This window comes from Streptomyces sp. NPDC020299 (genome assembly GCF_044387825.1).
Classification (GTDB): domain Bacteria; phylum Actinomycetota; class Actinomycetes; order Streptomycetales; family Streptomycetaceae; genus Streptomyces.
Map to the genome: position 1 here is coordinate 250,111 of NZ_JBIRWL010000014.1, position 14,809 is coordinate 264,919.

The 14,809-nt window shown below is 71.6% G+C and carries 16 protein-coding genes; 5 read left to right on the forward strand and 11 right to left on the reverse strand.

All coding sequences use genetic code 11. From position 1 onward, the window contains the following. The first annotated feature begins 141 nt into the window (after positions 1–141). Positions 142–468 carry an ATP-binding protein gene (locus ACH45E_RS32105; RefSeq protein WP_361447373.1) on the forward strand — a complete coding sequence of 109 codons (327 nt, stop codon included), beginning with the start codon at positions 142–144 and terminating at the stop codon, positions 466–468. An 86-nt stretch (positions 469–554) separates the two neighbouring features. Here ACH45E_RS32105 and ACH45E_RS32110 read toward each other — a convergent pair whose 3' ends face one another. The 5 genes from ACH45E_RS32110 to afsQ1 all read right to left on the reverse strand — a co-directional run bounded on the left by ACH45E_RS32110 (position 555) and on the right by afsQ1 (position 4,637). Further along, complete coding sequence (locus tag ACH45E_RS32110; protein WP_132856267.1) at positions 555–755, reverse strand: PspC domain-containing protein; 201 nt, start codon at positions 753–755, stop codon at positions 555–557. A 93-nt stretch (positions 756–848) separates the two neighbouring features. After that, a complete protein-coding gene (locus ACH45E_RS32115; RefSeq protein WP_361447375.1) occupies positions 849–1,400 on the reverse strand; it encodes a VanZ family protein in 552 nt (183 codons plus the stop codon). Positions 1,401–1,792: 392 nt separating this feature from the next. Beyond that, positions 1,793–2,395, reverse strand: a complete 603-nt coding sequence (locus tag ACH45E_RS32120) for a hypothetical protein (protein ID WP_361447377.1) — start codon at positions 2,393–2,395, stop codon at positions 1,793–1,795. Continuing rightward, entirely contained in the window at positions 2,392–3,963 is a 1,572-nt protein-coding gene (locus ACH45E_RS32125) for a HAMP domain-containing sensor histidine kinase (protein ID WP_361447379.1), read from the reverse strand. Before ACH45E_RS32125 ends, ACH45E_RS32120 begins: the two co-directional genes overlap by 4 nt. After that, positions 3,960–4,637 (reverse strand): two-component system response regulator AfsQ1, encoded by a 678-nt coding sequence (gene afsQ1 / locus ACH45E_RS32130; RefSeq protein WP_361447381.1) that lies wholly within the window; start codon positions 4,635–4,637, stop codon positions 3,960–3,962. The genes ACH45E_RS32125 and afsQ1 overlap by 4 nt, the downstream gene beginning before the upstream one ends. Before the next feature lie 272 nt (positions 4,638–4,909). Between afsQ1 and ACH45E_RS32135 the strand changes: the two genes are divergently transcribed. Continuing rightward, positions 4,910–5,647: a SigE family RNA polymerase sigma factor gene (locus tag ACH45E_RS32135; RefSeq protein ID WP_361447383.1), complete on the forward strand. Its 738-nt coding sequence runs from the start codon at positions 4,910–4,912 to the stop codon at positions 5,645–5,647. Between the two features lie 198 nt (positions 5,648–5,845). Here ACH45E_RS32135 and ACH45E_RS32140 read toward each other — a convergent pair whose 3' ends face one another. Further along, entirely contained in the window at positions 5,846–6,841 is a 996-nt protein-coding gene (locus ACH45E_RS32140; protein ID WP_361447385.1) for a hypothetical protein, read from the reverse strand. A gap of 174 nt (positions 6,842–7,015) precedes the next feature. On the opposite strand from ACH45E_RS32140, the gene ACH45E_RS32145 reads away from it, so the two are divergent. Beyond that, the gene (locus ACH45E_RS32145; RefSeq protein WP_361447387.1) at positions 7,016–7,423 is read left to right on the forward strand and encodes a peptidase inhibitor family I36 protein; all 408 of its coding nucleotides are present in this window, start codon (positions 7,016–7,018) and stop codon (positions 7,421–7,423) included. A 25-nt stretch (positions 7,424–7,448) separates the two neighbouring features. On the opposite strand, the gene ACH45E_RS32150 is transcribed toward ACH45E_RS32145, so the two are convergent. Continuing rightward, complete coding sequence (locus ACH45E_RS32150) at positions 7,449–8,087, reverse strand: uridine kinase (protein WP_399042002.1); 639 nt, start codon at positions 8,085–8,087, stop codon at positions 7,449–7,451. Positions 8,088–8,214: 127 nt separating this feature from the next. Here ACH45E_RS32150 and ACH45E_RS32155 point away from each other — a divergent pair, with 127 nt between their 5' ends. Beyond that, positions 8,215–8,622, forward strand: a complete 408-nt coding sequence (locus ACH45E_RS32155; protein ID WP_361447389.1) for a hypothetical protein — start codon at positions 8,215–8,217, stop codon at positions 8,620–8,622. Between the two features lie 89 nt (positions 8,623–8,711). On the opposite strand, the gene ACH45E_RS32160 is transcribed toward ACH45E_RS32155, so the two are convergent. Genes ACH45E_RS32160 through deoC form a run of 3 tightly spaced genes read right to left on the reverse strand, consistent with a single transcriptional unit; the run spans position 8,712 to position 12,012 of the window. Next, complete coding sequence (locus ACH45E_RS32160; RefSeq protein WP_361447391.1) at positions 8,712–9,620, reverse strand: aldehyde dehydrogenase family protein; 909 nt, start codon at positions 9,618–9,620, stop codon at positions 8,712–8,714. Then, on the reverse strand, positions 9,613–11,043 hold the full coding sequence (locus ACH45E_RS32165; protein ID WP_361447393.1) for an aldehyde dehydrogenase family protein: 1,431 nt from the start codon (positions 11,041–11,043) through the stop codon (positions 9,613–9,615). The genes ACH45E_RS32160 and ACH45E_RS32165 overlap by 8 nt, the downstream gene beginning before the upstream one ends. A gap of 6 nt (positions 11,044–11,049) precedes the next feature. After that, positions 11,050–12,012 (reverse strand): deoxyribose-phosphate aldolase, encoded by a 963-nt coding sequence (deoC, locus tag ACH45E_RS32170; RefSeq protein ID WP_361447395.1) that lies wholly within the window; start codon positions 12,010–12,012, stop codon positions 11,050–11,052. A gap of 178 nt (positions 12,013–12,190) precedes the next feature. Between deoC and ACH45E_RS32175 the strand changes: the two genes are divergently transcribed. Then, on the forward strand, positions 12,191–12,883 hold the full coding sequence (locus ACH45E_RS32175) for a PH domain-containing protein (RefSeq protein WP_361447397.1): 693 nt from the start codon (positions 12,191–12,193) through the stop codon (positions 12,881–12,883). Between the two features lie 45 nt (positions 12,884–12,928). Here the strand turns inward: ACH45E_RS32175 and ACH45E_RS32180 are convergent, their stop codons facing one another. Further along, the gene (locus ACH45E_RS32180; RefSeq protein ID WP_361447399.1) at positions 12,929–14,560 is read right to left on the reverse strand and encodes a phospho-sugar mutase; all 1,632 of its coding nucleotides are present in this window, start codon (positions 14,558–14,560) and stop codon (positions 12,929–12,931) included. Positions 14,561–14,809: the final 249 nt, after the last annotated feature.

Below are 14,809 nucleotides of genomic sequence, written 5' to 3' on the forward strand. Positions count from 1 at the left end.
GCCGCACGGAATGCGGACGGGGGTTCACAAACCGTCCGCATTTCGATGTTTGCGGGGCTGGCCTGGCGTGTTTACGGTCGTGGCCCGCTCAGTCCACGTCATCCACGTCATTCACGTCATCCACTTGAGGACGCATTCACCATGAAGCAGTCTGCTGCCAAGACCCTCGGTGTCGCCGCCATCGGTGTCGCCATCGCCGCTGTCGGCGCGGGCACGGCCAACGCGGCCCCGTCCCTTCCGAACACCGCCCAGGCGCTGGACACGGTCTCCAAGACGGTCCCGACCGAGAGCGTCGACAAGGCGCTGCCGGGTGCCGGATCGACGATCGCCCAGACCCGGCCCGCGGCCGTGGCGGGCGCTGCCGCCGCCCAGCCGGCCGCCGAGCAGGCGATGAGGCAGGGTCCGACCTCGCCGGTCGGCAAGCTGCTCGGTGGTCTGCCGCTGCTGAAGGGCCTCCCGCTCGGCTGACCGAGCCGCCACGCCTGCCGTCGGGGCGCGTCCGTCACCTACCGGGCGCGCCCCGCGGCGTATCACGGCAGTGGGCCTGCCAGGCCCTACCAGGCCGTGCGCGCCTTGTCCTCCGAGGGCAGCAGGATCCACAGCGCTATGTAGAGCAGGAACTGCGGACCGGGCAGCAGACAGGACAGCAGGAAGATCACCCGCATCGTCGTCGCGGAGGTACCGAAGCGCCGCGCCAGAGCTGCGCACACTCCGCCGATCATGCGGCCGTTGGTGGGGCGGGCAAGGGCGGTCATGGTCGGCTCCTTCGTGAGCGTCGGCGGAGGCGGCCGGTGCGGCTGCCTCATCTGACATCCACGGTACGGAGACGAAGGGGACGAAGCGTCGCTCTACGGTGCGATACCGACCCTGGGAATCGTCGGGGTCCGACCCTGAGAGGTCTCCTCCTGCGGAGCCGCCGTGCGCCGGACGCGCTCGCCCCTGCGGCGCAGCCAGGACCGGCCCGCCGGGACGAGGGCCAGATGGGCCAGGACCACACCGGTGGTGTTCAGCAGCAGTGAGTCCACGTCGACGACCCGGCCGGGCACGCCCGTCTGCAGCAGTGCGATGCCCGTGGAGAGCAGGGCGCCCGCGGTCGCCGTACGGATCAGGGAGGCGAGCGGGGAGACGGCGAGCCTGCCGTGTGCCATCGGCAGCAGCACACCCAGCGGGGCCAGCAGCGCGAGGCCCTCACCGATCGGGCGGGCCGCCTCGGGCCAGCCCAGCGCCAGGTCGGCCCGGATCCCGGCCAGCGGGTGCAGATTGGCGGGCATCACCCACGGGACGTCCAGCGGTCGCAGCATGAGCCAGGCGACGAGCGCGAGGTGTGCGACCAGGAGAGCACCCCCTGTCACACGGACGCGGATCGCGGCGCTGCCGCCGATGGAGCCTTGACGCTGCACGCCCCCCTAGACGCGCCCGCGTGCACGATCGGTTCCGGATCCGGCAGGCGTACGTACGTGCGGCCTTCGCCACACCTCCTGTCGACCGCCCCGTCAGCTAGCCGTAACCTCACCGGACGGCGGCCTCCCGCTGCCCGGCGGGGACCGCACGTGGTCGGTCCGGCCGGGGCGGTGCGGGGCCGTGGTGCGTTCTCGGGGTTCTTCGGGCGCGGCCCGCTCATGGCCGTCCCGCCGTGCGGGTGCGTGCGGCGCGCGGCACGGCTCGTGCCGGCCGACCGTCAGCTCGCCGTAACCTCGCCGCCCGGCTCCGAGTCCTTCGGGCCCGGCCCGCTCACGGCCGTCCCGCCGCGCACGTGCGTGCGGCCCGGGGCACGGCTCATCTCGGCTGCCCGTCAGCTCGCCGTGACCTCGCTGGACGGTGGTTTGGTGAGGCCCGGCTGGGAGCGGACGTCGTCGGTGCACTCGTAGCGGCGCAGTGGCTCGGTGCCCGGGCCGCCGAGGATCACCGAACCGTCTCCCTCGGCCGCCGCCGAGTCGGAGAAGGTGCACACGATCTGTGCGAGGGCGTACGGGGTGAGCCGGCCGGGGGCGGTGCTCAGGCGCAGCGCGTCCTCGGGGTCCTTCGGGCGCGGCCCGCCCACGGTCATGCCGCCGCGGACGTACGTCGCGTAACCGGCGTCCTTCTCGTCGGCGGACGGCGACTGGGCGAGCTGGTCCAGCAGCGCCTGGGCCACGATCACCCGCCGTCTGGCGTCCGCGGTGCCGTCCGGGACGCGTACCGACCGGTCCACGGTGACCAGCGACGACCCGCACAGCAGGAAGACCTGCACGGGCACCCCGTGCGAGGACTGCGTGGTGACGTCCGGCTGGGCGAGCGAGCACGGCACCCGGGAGGGCGCCGCGCCGAAGTCCGTCGGCACCTGGGTGGCCCGAATCCCGCAGCCCGTGAGCAGCGCGGCGAGCACCGGGAGCGCCAGCAGGCGTCGTACGTTCATGACGCCCCCTCCTTGGAACCGTCCGCCTTGGTTGCGTCGCTCTCCTCCGTCAGCGCCGAGGCGTCCTTCGGCAGCCGCAGCGTGAACACGGCGCCGCCCTCCGGCGAGTTGGCCGCGGTGATCCCACCGCCGTGGATGCCCGCGTTCTCCATCGCGATGGACAGGCCGAGTCCGCTGCCCTCGGAGCGCGGCCGCGAGGCGCTGGCCTTGTAGAAGCGGTCGAAGACGTGCGGCAGGACGTCCTCGGGGATGCCCGGCCCGTGGTCGCGCACCGCGACGACCAGGTCGTCCCCGTCGATGCGCACCGACACCCGCACCGGCGACCCGCCGTGCTTGAGCGCGTTGCCGATCAGGTTGGCGAGGATGACGTCCAGACGGCGCGGGTCGAGCCGGCAGTGGATGCCGCGCTCGGCGTCCAGCTCCACGGCGTCCAGCCAGGCACGGGCGTCGATGCAGGCGGTGATCTGGTCGGCGATGTCGACGTCGTCCAGGACCAGACGGGCGGTGCCCGCGTCGAAGCGGGTGACCTCCATCAGGTTCTCCACGAGGTCGTTCAGCCGCCGGGTCTCGCTCACCACCAGCCGCACCGCGGGCTCGATCATCGGGTCCATGCTCCCGGACTCCGCCTCCAGCTCCTCCTCCAGCACGTCCGTCACGGCGGTGATGGCGGTCAGCGGCGTACGCAGCTCGTGGGACATGTCGGCGACGAACCGCCGGGACGCGTCGTCCCGCGCGGCCATGTCCGCGACCCGTTTCTCCAGCGCCTCCGCGGCGTTGTTGAACGTCCGTGACAGATCGGCGAGTTCGTCGGTGCCGGAGACCCTCAGCCGGGTGTCCAGCCTGCCCTCGCCGAGCCGGCGGGCGGCGACGCCGAGCCGGTGCACCGGCTTCAGCACGGTCGTCGCGGCGGCCTGCGCGAGCAGCGCCGAGCCGATCAGCGCCAGCCCGGTGGCGATGCCGAGCGACCAGGCGAGCGAGTTGAGGTCCTTGGCCTCCGGCTCCAGCGACTTGACCATGTACCCGGTCGGTCCGCCGCCGATCACCTTCGTCCCGGCGATCAGATACGGGGTGCCGTGGTCGACGACCCGCTGCCAGTACAGGTGGTACGGCGACTTGTTGCCGTCGGCGACCTTCTGCTTCCTGTTCACCGCGGTCCGCAGCGACAGCGGCACTTCCTCCAGCGAGAACCCGTTCAGGCCGCCGGAGTTGCCGTACACGGTCTTGCCGTTCGCGTCCGTCGCGACCAGCAGCACGCTGAAGCGCTGGCTGCTGGCCGCCATCTGACCGGCGGTGTGCTGCAGCTCGTCCTGGGTGGCGGGCGCGGGCAGCGCACCGGCCCGGTTCTGCATCTCCTGCTGGAAGTCCCGCAGCACCGCGTCCTGGGCGCGGGTCAGCACCGCCTCCCGGTTCAGCCAGTACGCGATACCCGACGCCGACACGGCGGCGGTGAGGGCGACCAGCCCGAAGACCACGACCAGCCGCAGCCGCAGACTGGTGAAGCGCAGCCGCGTCACAGCTCCCTTACGACCCGCGGACCAGCCGCGGAACCCGCCTTGCGCGTCGGTCACTGAGGGTTGTCCAGCCGGTAGCCGACACCGCGCACGGTACGGATGAGCGTCGGGGACGACGGCACGTCCTCGACCTTGGCGCGCAGCCGCTGGACGCACGCGTCCACCAGCCGCGAGTCACCCAGGTAGTCGTGCTCCCACACCAGCCGCAGCAGCTGCTGCCGGGACAGCGCCTGCCCGGGCCGCCGGCTCAGCTCCAGCAGCAGCCTGAGCTCGGTCGGCGTCAGCTGGAGGTCCTCGCCGTTCTTCGTCACGGTCATCGCCGAACGGTCGATGACGAGACTGCCGAACGTCGCCGAGTCGCTGGACTCCCGCTCCCCGCGCCGCAGCACGGCCCGGATCCGGGCGTCGAGGACCCGCCCCTGGACGGGCTTGACGACATAGTCGTCCGCTCCCGACTCCAGCCCGACCACCACGTCGATGTCGTCGTTGCGGGCGGTCAGCAGGATGATCGGCAGCTGGTCCGTGCGCCGGATGCGCCGGCACACCTCGAACCCGTCGATGCCGGGCAGCATCACGTCCAGCACGATCAGGTCCGGCCGCTGCTCACGCAGCAGCTTCAGCCCGTCCTCGCCGGTGGCAGCGGTGGCAACCCGGTGACCCTGGCGCGTAAGAGACAGCTCCAGGGCCGTACGGATGGCGTCGTCGTCCTCGATCAGCAACAGGGAAGGCACGGGCTCATTCTGGCCCATGGAGAGCCTCTGGGACGACCTGTGGGCCGCGGTGACCCCACTTCCGGTGACCCGGGCCGCCTGACCGGCTCGTACCGCCACCACCTGTGCGCATTGTGTGACAGCGGTGTGGCCGACCCCTGTGACAGGTCTGTGACAGTCGGCGGACATGGCCATGAAGTCCCGTCGGCAAGCTTTTCGGCACAGGCAAGGAGCCGCAGGGAACACCGGCCTGAGCGAGACGAACACCGGAAGTCCACGACGGGGGGCGCGAGATGAACACGCTGCACGGCATCAGCACCAAGGCAGTGGTCACGCGTCTGCACGACGTGAACCGGGGTTCCGAGAAGTCCGGTGCCGTGAGCGGGCGGGGGTGCGCTCGCGGCGCCGGGCGTCAGCACCCGGTCTACATGTCGGTGGTTGACGCACACACGGGGGAATCGCACGGGGGAACCGCGTACGGGGAGGCCTCGGGGGAGCGCCGCTCGCTGACGGAGGTGGAGTTCACCGCCTACGTCCAGGAGCGCCGCGCCTCCCTGTACGCAACCGCCTACCACCTCACCGGTGACCGCTACGAGGCCGAGGACCTGCTGCAGAGCGCGCTGTTCTCGACGTACAAGGCGTGGGACCGGATCAGTGACAAGGCGGCGGTCGGCGGATACCTCCGCCGCACCATGACCAACCTGCACATCAGCGCCTGGCGGCGCCGCAAGCTCAACGAGTACCCGACCGAGGAACTGCCGGAGACGCCCGGCGACACGGACGCGATGCGCGGCACCGAGCTGCGCGCGGTCCTGTGGCAGGCGCTGGCCCGGCTGCCCGAACTCCAGCGCACGATGCTGGTCCTCCGTTACTACGAGGGCCGCACGGACCCGGAGATCGCGGAGATCCTCGACATCAGTGTCGGCACGGTGAAGTCCAGCATCTGGCGGTCGCTCCGCCGGCTGCGCGAGGACGAGGTCCTCAGCTTCGGCCGTGACGAGGAATACGCCTTCGGGGAGCTGGTCGCCTGAAGGCTGGGTGGGACGGGGGAGTCCCACCCGGGGGGAACACGGGGGAACACGGGGGAATAGGGGAAAGCACGGGGGACCGGGGGATCGGGGGAAACAGCGGGGAGCTCCGTCACGGGGGACGTGGGCGGAGTGGCGGGACTGGAGGGCCGGGGGGTCCGTCCAGTCCCGCTTTCATGTGTCCGGCTCCGTGCGCGTGTCCTATTTCGCCTTGTCGGCGGCGACCACGGTGTCGGCCCGTTCCACCATGCGCCGTTTGCGTTCCAGCACCGAGGCCAGCGCGGTCCGGTGCTCCTTGACGAGCTGCCGCTGGCGGCGGGCCTCGACGGCGTACCGCTTCGCCACGTAGCCGGTCTCGGCCTTGCACCGCACATCGGCCTCGGCCGTGGAGATCTCCTTGCGGGAAGGGGCCGGGAAGGCCGGCTGGGGGCCGTAGGCGCTGGTCTTCTGTTCGCGCCAGGTCGAGTCGTCGACCGCGGTGAGCGGATCGGGGTAGTCCAGCCCGGCCTTGCGCATGCAGGCACTCCACCGCTTGTCCAGGGCGACCGTCGCCGGGTCCTTCGCGGTGCCGCGGGACGCCTGGACGAACAGCGTCTGGACCTCCATCAGGTCGTCCGCCGCCCCGTCGGCCCGTGCCGAGCGCTGGGCCTGCCCGCGGCAGCCCCCTTCGGGGACGCCCGAGGGGACCTTCGCGCCCTCCGTCGCGGCTCCGGTGAAGACGGCCTTCGCGGCCGGAGTGATCGTCTTCTCCGTGGCGGCGGCCCGCTGCTGGGCGGCCACCGCCTGCTGCCGGGTGACGCCGTCGGGCAGCGGCGGCTTGTAGCCGTAGACGCGGACCGAGGCGAGGTCGGTCGGACCGTACTTGCGGGCGTTGAGCGGGATGCTGCCCGGCGGAGCCTGGTACGCGGGCCAGCTCTGGCCGAACTTCCGCATGCAGGAACGAGCCAGGACGACGACCGCGTGGTCGACGGTTCCGGTCTCGGCGATGGTCGGCCGGTACGCGTCCAGCGGGTAGTCCTGCGGCGCGTGGGCGAACGAGGTGGCGACGGCCGGCCAGGTGCCCCCTGCCTCCCGGCCCTTTCCGTCCGTGTTCCCGCCCGTCGTCCCGCCCGCGCAGCCCGTGACCAGGACCGCCAGAGCGGCCGCCAGCGTGATCGTCGCGCCCGTGCCGCCGGCCGGGGTCGTCCAGTTACGCATGTTTCAGGTGATCACTAGTGGGACACACCGTCAAGTCGCCCGGAGCGAAGGACAGTTCGACCCCCTGTCTTTCGGCCATGATTGTCGATCTTTCGGTCATTCGCGGGACCGCGCTCCCATCCGGCCTCGCCCCGTGTGTCAGGGTCACGAGTTCCGTACCGAAAGGAAACAGACATGACAAGAGGACGCGCACTCCTCGCGGCATCGCTGATGTCCGTCGCGGGCGTCTTCGCCGCGATGACCCCCGCCCAGGCCGCCAGCAACGACGGCACCTGCAACACGGGTGAAGCCTGTATCTACCGTCTCCAGGACTACGCGGGCGGCATCTACGACACGCTGTCCAGCAAGAAGAGCTACAGCGGTCTCGTCTTCCACGGCACGTCGACCACGATCGACAACAAGGCGAGCTCGGCCAGGAACAAGGACGCCAACCACAACCTGTGGTTCTACCAGCTGGACAACTGGGCCGGTGACACCTGGGGCGTGCCGGCCGGCGCCAGCACGAACTTCAGCGGGTCGGACGACAACAAGTGGTCCTCGCACTGCTGGACCAATTCGACCGCGGGCTGCCCGGGCGGCTGAGCCACCCGGACAGCACAGCCGGGCCTCAGGCCGCCGTCGTCCGCGCCGTGGCGCGGCGGCCTGAGGCCGCGGCCGCCAGCCGGCCCAGTGCCTCGTCCCGGTCGCAGGCGTGGGCGCCCAGCGAGACCTGACGGGCGACGATCGTGCGCTCCGCCCGCATCAGCCGCCAGCCTCGGCGCAGCAGGAACGGCACAGACTTGCGGCCCTCCTTCAGGTCCCGCAGGAAGCGCCGCCGGAAGGTGGTGACCGGCCCGCGGGTCAGGCAGAGCGCGTCCGCCAGCACCCCGAGCTCACGGCAGCGCTCGACGATCTCGGCGGCGAAGATGCCCTCCGCGATGAACAGCGGGGTACGGCCGATGCTCAGCGTCTCCTCGCCGGTACGGGCGCTCAGCGAGATGTCGTACACCGGTACGGGCGTCGACCCCGTGGCGCACAGCCGGGTGATGGCCTCGACCGCGACGTCCGCGTCCCACGACAGCGGATGGTCCCAGTCGATGTCCGAACTCCCGTCCACCAACGGCAGCGTCGGGTCGTCGCCCTCCTTGTAGAAGTCGTCGAGACGCAGGACAGGGAGCCCGGAACGGGCGGCGACGAGTGACTTGCCCGAGCCGGAAGGGCCGCACAGCAGCACGACACGGGCGGGGGACGGGGGATGAAGGCTCACGGAACACCAGTTTGACGCATGGCGGGCCCGCTGCCGACACCGCGGGTCGGCTTTGGAGCGCGCGTCACACCTCAACTACCCTTCGTGTCGACCGCATTACCCTGCGCACCAGAAGGTGGCACCAGCAATGGCACGACACGCGTCCCCCCACAACCTCGCGGTGCAGCGCGCCCTGATCGCCCTCGCGGCCGCCGGAGCGGCCCTGGGCGCGGGCGCGGCGACGGCGTCCGCGGCCCCCGTCTCCGTCGAGGGCGCGCACGGCCCGCTGTCGCTCAGCGACCTGGATCCGCAGGCGGGCGCGCAAGCGGTGGGCGACTCGGTGTCCTACACCACCGGTTCGGTCGCGAACCTCAAGCCCAACCCCCTCGCGGGTACCGGTTCCGACCCGCTGAACAACGCCGTCGGCACCCAGGTCGCCGACTTCCGGCCGATGAGCTCGAAGGCGCTGACCGGTCCGGTGACGGACGCGCATTCGGTCGGCTCGGTGCCGGTGGTCCGGCAGGTGGTGGGCGCACCGGGCGGCGGGCAGGGCTGAGGTCCGAGCGGTCGGCGCCTCGCACAAAGAAAGCCGCGCCTCCCCCGGGCGGTGGGGAAAGCGCGGCTCCCGTCTGGGCCGGCCGACCGTCAGTACGACGAGCCGGACGCGCCCAGCGACCCCGTCGGGTGCCAGACGGTCTTCGTCTCTAGGAACGCCGTCATGCGGTCGGTGCCCGGAGTCGCCGACCAGTCGAACGCGTCCACAGGCTGTGGACGAAGGACGCGCTTGAGGTTGTCCGCCGCCGCGATCTCCAGCTCCTTCGCCAGCGCCTCGTCGGCGCCCGCGAGGTCGATCGCGTTGACGTCCTGGTGCGCGGCCAGCGGCGCCGCGATCTCCGCCGTACGGCCGGACAGGACGTTGACCACGCCACCGGGCACGTCGGAGGTGGCCAGCACCTCGCCCAGGGACAGCGCGGGCAGCGGGGCCTTCTCGCTCGCGATCACGACCGCCGTGTTGCCGGTCGCGATCACCGGGGCGATCACCGACACCAGGCCCAGGAAGGACGACTCCCGCGGGGCCAGCACCGCCACCACGCCGGTCGGTTCCGGCGAGGAGAGGTTGAAGAACGGGCCCGCGACCGGATTGCCGCCGCCCACCACCTGGGCGATCTTGTCGGTCCAGCCCGCGTACCAGACCCAGCGGTCGATGGCCGCGTCCACCTGATCGGCGGCCTTGGACTTCGACAGGCCCTCCGCGTCGGCGACCTCGTGGACGAACTGCGCCTTGCGGCCCTCCAGCATCTCCGCGACGCGGTAGAGGACCTGGCCCCGGTTGTACGCCGTCGCGCCGGACCAGGCGCCGAACGCCTTGCGCGCGGCGACCACCGCGTCCCGGGCGTCCTTGCGCGAGGAGAGCGGCGCGTTCGCCAGCCACTTGCCCTTCGAGTCCGACACCTCGTACACCCGGCCGCTCTCGGAACGCGGGAACTTCCCGCCGACGTACAGCTTGTAGGTCTTGAAGACGCTCAGACGCTGCTGCTCGGACTTCTCAGACATCGAGGTACGCCTCCAGGCCGTGACGACCGCCCTCGCGGCCGAAGCCCGACTCCTTGTAGCCGCCGAACGGCGAGGTCGGGTCGAACTTGTTGAACGTGTTGGACCAGATCACGCCCGCGCGAAGCTTGCTCGCGACCGCGAGGATGCGGGAGCCCTTCTCGGTCCAGATGCCCGCCGACAGGCCGTACTGCGTGTTGTTCGCCTTGGCGACCGCCTCGTCCGGGGTACGGAAGGTCAGCACCGACAGCACCGGGCCGAAGATCTCGTCGCGGGCGATGGTGTGCGCCTGGGTGACGTTCGTGAAGAGCGTCGGCGCGAACCAGTAACCGGAGCTGGGCAGTTCACAGGCGGGCGACCAGCGCTCGGCGCCCTCCGCCTCGCCCTGGTCGGCGAGCGTGGTGATCCGGGACAGCTGCTCGGCGGAGTTGATCGCGCCGATGTCGGTGTTCTTGTCGAGCGGGTCGCCCAGGCGGAGGGTGGACAGCCTGCGCTTGAGGGAGTCGAGGAGCTCGTCGTGGATCGACTCCTGGACCAGCAGACGCGAGCCCGCGCAGCAGACCTGGCCCTGGTTGAAGAAGATGCCGGTGACGATGCCCTCGACGGCCTGGTCGATCGGGGCGTCGTCGAAGACGATGTTCGCGCCCTTGCCGCCCAGTTCGAGCGTGAGCTTCTTGCGGGTGCCCGCGACCGTGCGGGCGATCTCCTTGCCGACGGCCGTGGAGCCGGTGAAGGCGACCTTGTTCACGTCGGGGTGCGCGACGAGCGCGGCCCCCGCGTCGCCGTAGCCCGGGAGGATGTTGACGACACCCCTGGGCAGGCCCGCCTGGCGGCAGACGTCCGCGAAGAACAGCGCCGAGAGGGGGGTGGTCTCCGCCGGCTTCAGGACGACCGTGTTGCCGGTCGCCAGCGCCGGGGCGATCTTCCACGCCAGCATCAGCAGCGGGAAGTTCCACGGGATGACCTGACCGGCCACGCCCAGCGGCCGCGGGTTCGAGCCGAAGCCCGCGTGCTCCAGCTTGTCCGCCCAGCCCGCGTAGTAGAAGAAGTGCGCGGCGACCAGGGGGAGGTCGGCGTCGCGGGTCTCCTTGATGGGCTTGCCGTTGTCCAGCGTCTCCAGGACGGCGAGCTCACGGCTGCGCTCCTGGATGATGCGGGCGATGCGGAACAGGTACTTGGCGCGCTCCGAGCCGGGCAGCGCCGACCACTTCTCGAAGGCCTTGCGGGCGGCCCGTACGGCACGGTCGACGTCCTCGGCACCGGCCTGCGCGACCTCGGAGAGAACCTCCTCGGTGGACGGGCTGACCGTCTTGAAGACCTTGCCGTCGGCCGCCTCGGTGAACTCGCCGTCGATGAACAGGCCGTACGAGGGCGCGATGTCGACGTTTCCACGGGACTCGGGGGCGGGTGCGTACTCAAAAGCCATGATGGATCAGTCCACCGTCACGTAGTCGGGGCCGGAGTAGCGGCCGGTGGCCAGCTTCTGACGCTGCATCAGCAGGTCGTTCAGGAGTGAGGAGGCGCCGAAGCGGAACCAGTGGTTGTCCAGCCAGTCCTCGCCGGCGGTCTCGTTGACCAGGACGAGGAACTTGACCGCGTCCTTGGTGGTCCGGATGCCGCCGGCCGGCTTCACACCGACCTGTACCCCGGTCTGCGCACGGAAGTCCCGCACGGCCTCCAGCATGAGCAGGGTGTTGGCGGGCGTGGCGTTCACCGCGACCTTGCCGGTGGAGGTCTTGATGAAGTCGGCCCCCGCCAGCATGCCGAGCCAGCTCGCGCGCCGGATGTTGTCGTACGTCGACAGCTCGCCGGTCTCGAAGATCACCTTCAGTCGGGCGGAGGTCCCGCAGGCCTCCTTCACCGCGACGATCTCGTCGTACACCTTCAGGTACCTGCCCGCGAGGAACGCCCCGCGGTCGATGACCATGTCGATCTCGTCGGCGCCGGCGAGCACGGCCTCACGGACGTCGGCCAGCTTCACGTCGAGGGCGGCGCGGCCGGCCGGGAAGGCGGTGGCGACCGAGGCGACCTTCACGCCCGAGCCGGCGACGGCCTCCTTCGCGGTGGCCACCATGTCGGGATAGACACAGACGGCCGCGGTCGCGGGGGTCGTACGGTCGGTCGGGTCGGGGTGGACGGCCTTGGCGCCGAGCGCCCGGACCTTGCCCGGGGTGTCCGCGCCTTCCAGCGTGGTCAGGTCGACCATCGAGATGGCGAGGTCGATGGCGTACGCCTTCGCGGTGGTCTTGATGGAACGGGTGCCGAGCGAGGCGGCGCGCGCCTCCAGGCCGACCGCGTCGACGCCGGGCAGCCCGTGGAGGAAGCGGCGCAGCGTGCTGTCGGACGCGGTGACGTCAGCGAGAACAGCGGATGCAGCGGGTGCAGTACTGGGCATGGTCACCAGCCGAGCATATCTACGCGCGTAGCGGCTGTACAGTCCCGGGTGCTCGTCGCATGCCGCTCCACCGCGGACGGGCACCTCGTACGGGCACCTCGTACGGGCACCTCGTACGAGCGCTTCGTACGGGCACCTCGTACGAGCACTGGCGGCGGCGTCGGGCAGAATCGGGACCATGACGACCCCGGACCACCAGTCATCCGCCCCACAGCCCCCGGAGCCCGCCGCCAAGGACCGGATCCACCGCTCTTCGATGGCGGTCGTGGCCGGTGTCGCGCTGCTCGGCATCGTCGGGTGGCTCGGCATCGACGCGCTGGTCAAGGGGGACGGTCGCACCCCGTGGCTGGCGCTCGCCGGGCTCATCCTGGTCATTCCCCTGGTGATCGCCTTCACCCTGCGCCCGGCGGTCTTCGTGAACGACGACCGGCTGCGCGTGCGCAATCCCTTCCGCGTGATCACGCTGCCCTGGGGCCAGATCGCCACCCTGCGCTCCGGCTACTCGAACGAGGTCGTCACCAAGTCCGGCGCCAAGTACCAGCTGTGGGCCATCCCCGTCTCCCTCCGCGCCCGCAAGAAGGCCAACCGGCAGCAGGCCCGCGCCGGGACGGGCACGCGTGCGGGCCGCGAACCCGGGATGCCGGGCCGCGGCGGCCCCGGCCTCGGCAGCGTGCTGCGCGGCTCCGGCGTGCCGGACGGCCCGGCCCGGGCCGAGACCGACCAGATCATGGACGACCTGCGCGCGCTCCAGGAGGACCGTGAGCAGGCGGAGACGGCACAGGGCGAGGTCACGGTCCGCTGGGCGTACGAGATCGCGGCACCGGCGGTGGCCGGGGCGGTCCTGCTGGCGATCCTGCTCGCGATGGGCTGAGGCGTGACGCTGACGGGGGCCCTGGAGCCGGGCCCCCGGCCGGACTCAGATGCCGGCGGCAGCCGAGAGATCACGCCTGACCGCCGCGAGCAGCTCGGCGGCCCGGGCGCGGGCGGCCGGCAGCCCGTCGTGCGCGGCGACCGGTACGACGACCTCCAGGTAGCACTTCAGCTTCGGCTCGGTGCCGCTGGGCCGGACGATGACCCGGGCGCCCTCGAGCGTGTAGCGCAGACCGTCGGTGGGCGGCAGCTTGTCTGTTCCCCGGGTGAGGTCCTCGGCCCTGGTGATGGCGAGCCCGGCCAGCTCGGTCGGCGGCTGCTCGCGCAGGCGCCGCATGGCGTCGGAGATGACCGACAGGTCCCGCACCCGGACCGAGAGCTGGTCGGTGGCGTGCAGGCCGTGCTCCACGGCGAGGTCGTCGAGGAGGTCGAGCAGGGTGCGGCCCTCCTCCTTCAGCTCGGACGCCAGCTCGGTGATCAGGAGCGCGGCGGTGATGCCGTCCTTGTCGCGTACGCCGTCGGGGTCGACGCAGTAGCCGAGGGCCTCCTCGTAGCCGTAGCGCAGCCCGTCCACCCGGGCGATCCACTTGAAGCCGGTGAGGGTCTCCTCGTACGGCAGACCCGCCTTCCCGGCGATCCGCCCGAGCAGGGAGGACGACACGATGGACTCGGCGAAGGTGCCGGTCGCCCCGCGCCGGACGAGGTGGGCGGCGAGCAGGGCACCGACCTCGTCGCCACGCAGCATGCGCCAGTCGCCGCCGTCCTGGACGGCCACGGCACAGCGGTCGGCGTCAGGGTCGTTGGCGATGATCAGGTCGGGCTCCGCCTCCCGGGCCTTCGCGAAGGCCAGGTCCATCGCGCCCGGCTCCTCCGGGTTCGGGAAGGCGACGGTCGGGAAGTCCGGGTCCGGCTCGGCCTGCTCGGCGACCAGTACGGGCTCCGGGAAACCGGCCCGCGCGAACGCGGCGACCAGCACGTCCTTGCCGACGCCGTGCATCGCCGTGTAGACGGCGCGGGCGGTACGCGGGGAGCCCTCGGCCAGGACGGCGTCGGTACGGGCGAGGTAGGCGTCGAGGACGGAGTCGTCCAGCGTCTCCCAGCCGGACTCCGGGCGGGGCACGTCGTCGAGCGAGGCGATCGCGTCGATCTCCGCCGCGATCTCCGCGTCTGCGGGCGGCACGATCTGGGAACCGTCGCCCAGGTACACCTTGTAGCCGTTGTCCCGGGGCGGGTTGTGGCTCGCGGTGACCTCCACACCCGCGACCGCGCCGAGGTGCCGGATGGCGAAGGCCAGCACGGGCGTCGGCAGCGGCCGGGGCAGCACGACCGCGCGCAGACCCGCGCCCGTCATCACTGCGGCGGTGTCCCGGGCGAAGTCCTCGGACTTGTACCGGGCGTCGTAGCCGATGACGACCGTTCCGCCGTCCTGACCCTTCTTCCCCAGATACGCCGCGAGTCCGGCGGCGGCCCGGACGACCACGGCCCGGTTCATCCGCATCGGCCCCGCGCCCAGCTCGCCCCGCAGCCCCGCGGTACCGAACTGGAGCGTCCCGCTGAACCGCGCGGCGAGCTCCTCGACGTTCCCGGCGTCGATCAGCTCGGCGAGTTCCTCACGGGTCTCCACGTCGGGGTCCTCGGCCAGCCACGCCTTGGCCCGTGCGATGAGATCGTCGTGCACGTCGGGTCAACCTCTCGTTCGTGTTGCTCGTTGCTGATGCCGTCTGCTGGCGGCTGCCGCCCCCAGACCCCCGCGCCGGCCCTGAAGGGGCCTCGTCCTCAAACGCCGGACGGGCTGAGTGATGCGGACCGGGGCTGAAGGGGCCCAGGGGGTAGGGGGTGCAGGGGGCGAAGCCCCCGCCGGGGTGCGGGGGCGGAGCCCCGCGAGGGGTGCAGGGGACGCAGTCCCCGCCGGGGTCTGGGGCGGAGC

Excerpts from the sequence above, each read along its gene's own strand:
- ACH45E_RS32135 (WP_361447383.1), top strand. The coding sequence starts at position 4,910 with ATGAACACGCTGCACGGCATCAGCACCAAGGCAGTGGTCACGCGTCTG.
- ACH45E_RS32145 (WP_361447387.1), top strand. The coding sequence starts at position 7,016 with ATGACAAGAGGACGCGCACTCCTCGCGGCATCGCTGATGTCCGTCGCG.
- ACH45E_RS32110 (WP_132856267.1), bottom strand. The coding sequence starts at position 755 with ATGACCGCCCTTGCCCGCCCCACCAACGGCCGCATGATCGGCGGAGTG.
- ACH45E_RS32165 (WP_361447393.1), bottom strand. The coding sequence starts at position 11,043 with ATGGCTTTTGAGTACGCACCCGCCCCCGAGTCCCGTGGAAACGTCGAC.
- deoC (WP_361447395.1), bottom strand. The coding sequence starts at position 12,012 with ATGCCCAGTACTGCACCCGCTGCATCCGCTGTTCTCGCTGACGTCACC.
- ACH45E_RS32105 (WP_361447373.1), top strand. The coding sequence starts at position 142 with ATGAAGCAGTCTGCTGCCAAGACCCTCGGTGTCGCCGCCATCGGTGTC.
- ACH45E_RS32155 (WP_361447389.1), top strand. The coding sequence starts at position 8,215 with ATGGCACGACACGCGTCCCCCCACAACCTCGCGGTGCAGCGCGCCCTG.
- ACH45E_RS32160 (WP_361447391.1), bottom strand. The coding sequence starts at position 9,620 with ATGTCTGAGAAGTCCGAGCAGCAGCGTCTGAGCGTCTTCAAGACCTAC.
- ACH45E_RS32120 (WP_361447377.1), bottom strand. The coding sequence starts at position 2,395 with ATGAACGTACGACGCCTGCTGGCGCTCCCGGTGCTCGCCGCGCTGCTC.
- ACH45E_RS32175 (WP_361447397.1), top strand. The coding sequence starts at position 12,191 with ATGACGACCCCGGACCACCAGTCATCCGCCCCACAGCCCCCGGAGCCC.
- ACH45E_RS32140 (WP_361447385.1), bottom strand. The coding sequence starts at position 6,841 with ATGCGTAACTGGACGACCCCGGCCGGCGGCACGGGCGCGACGATCACG.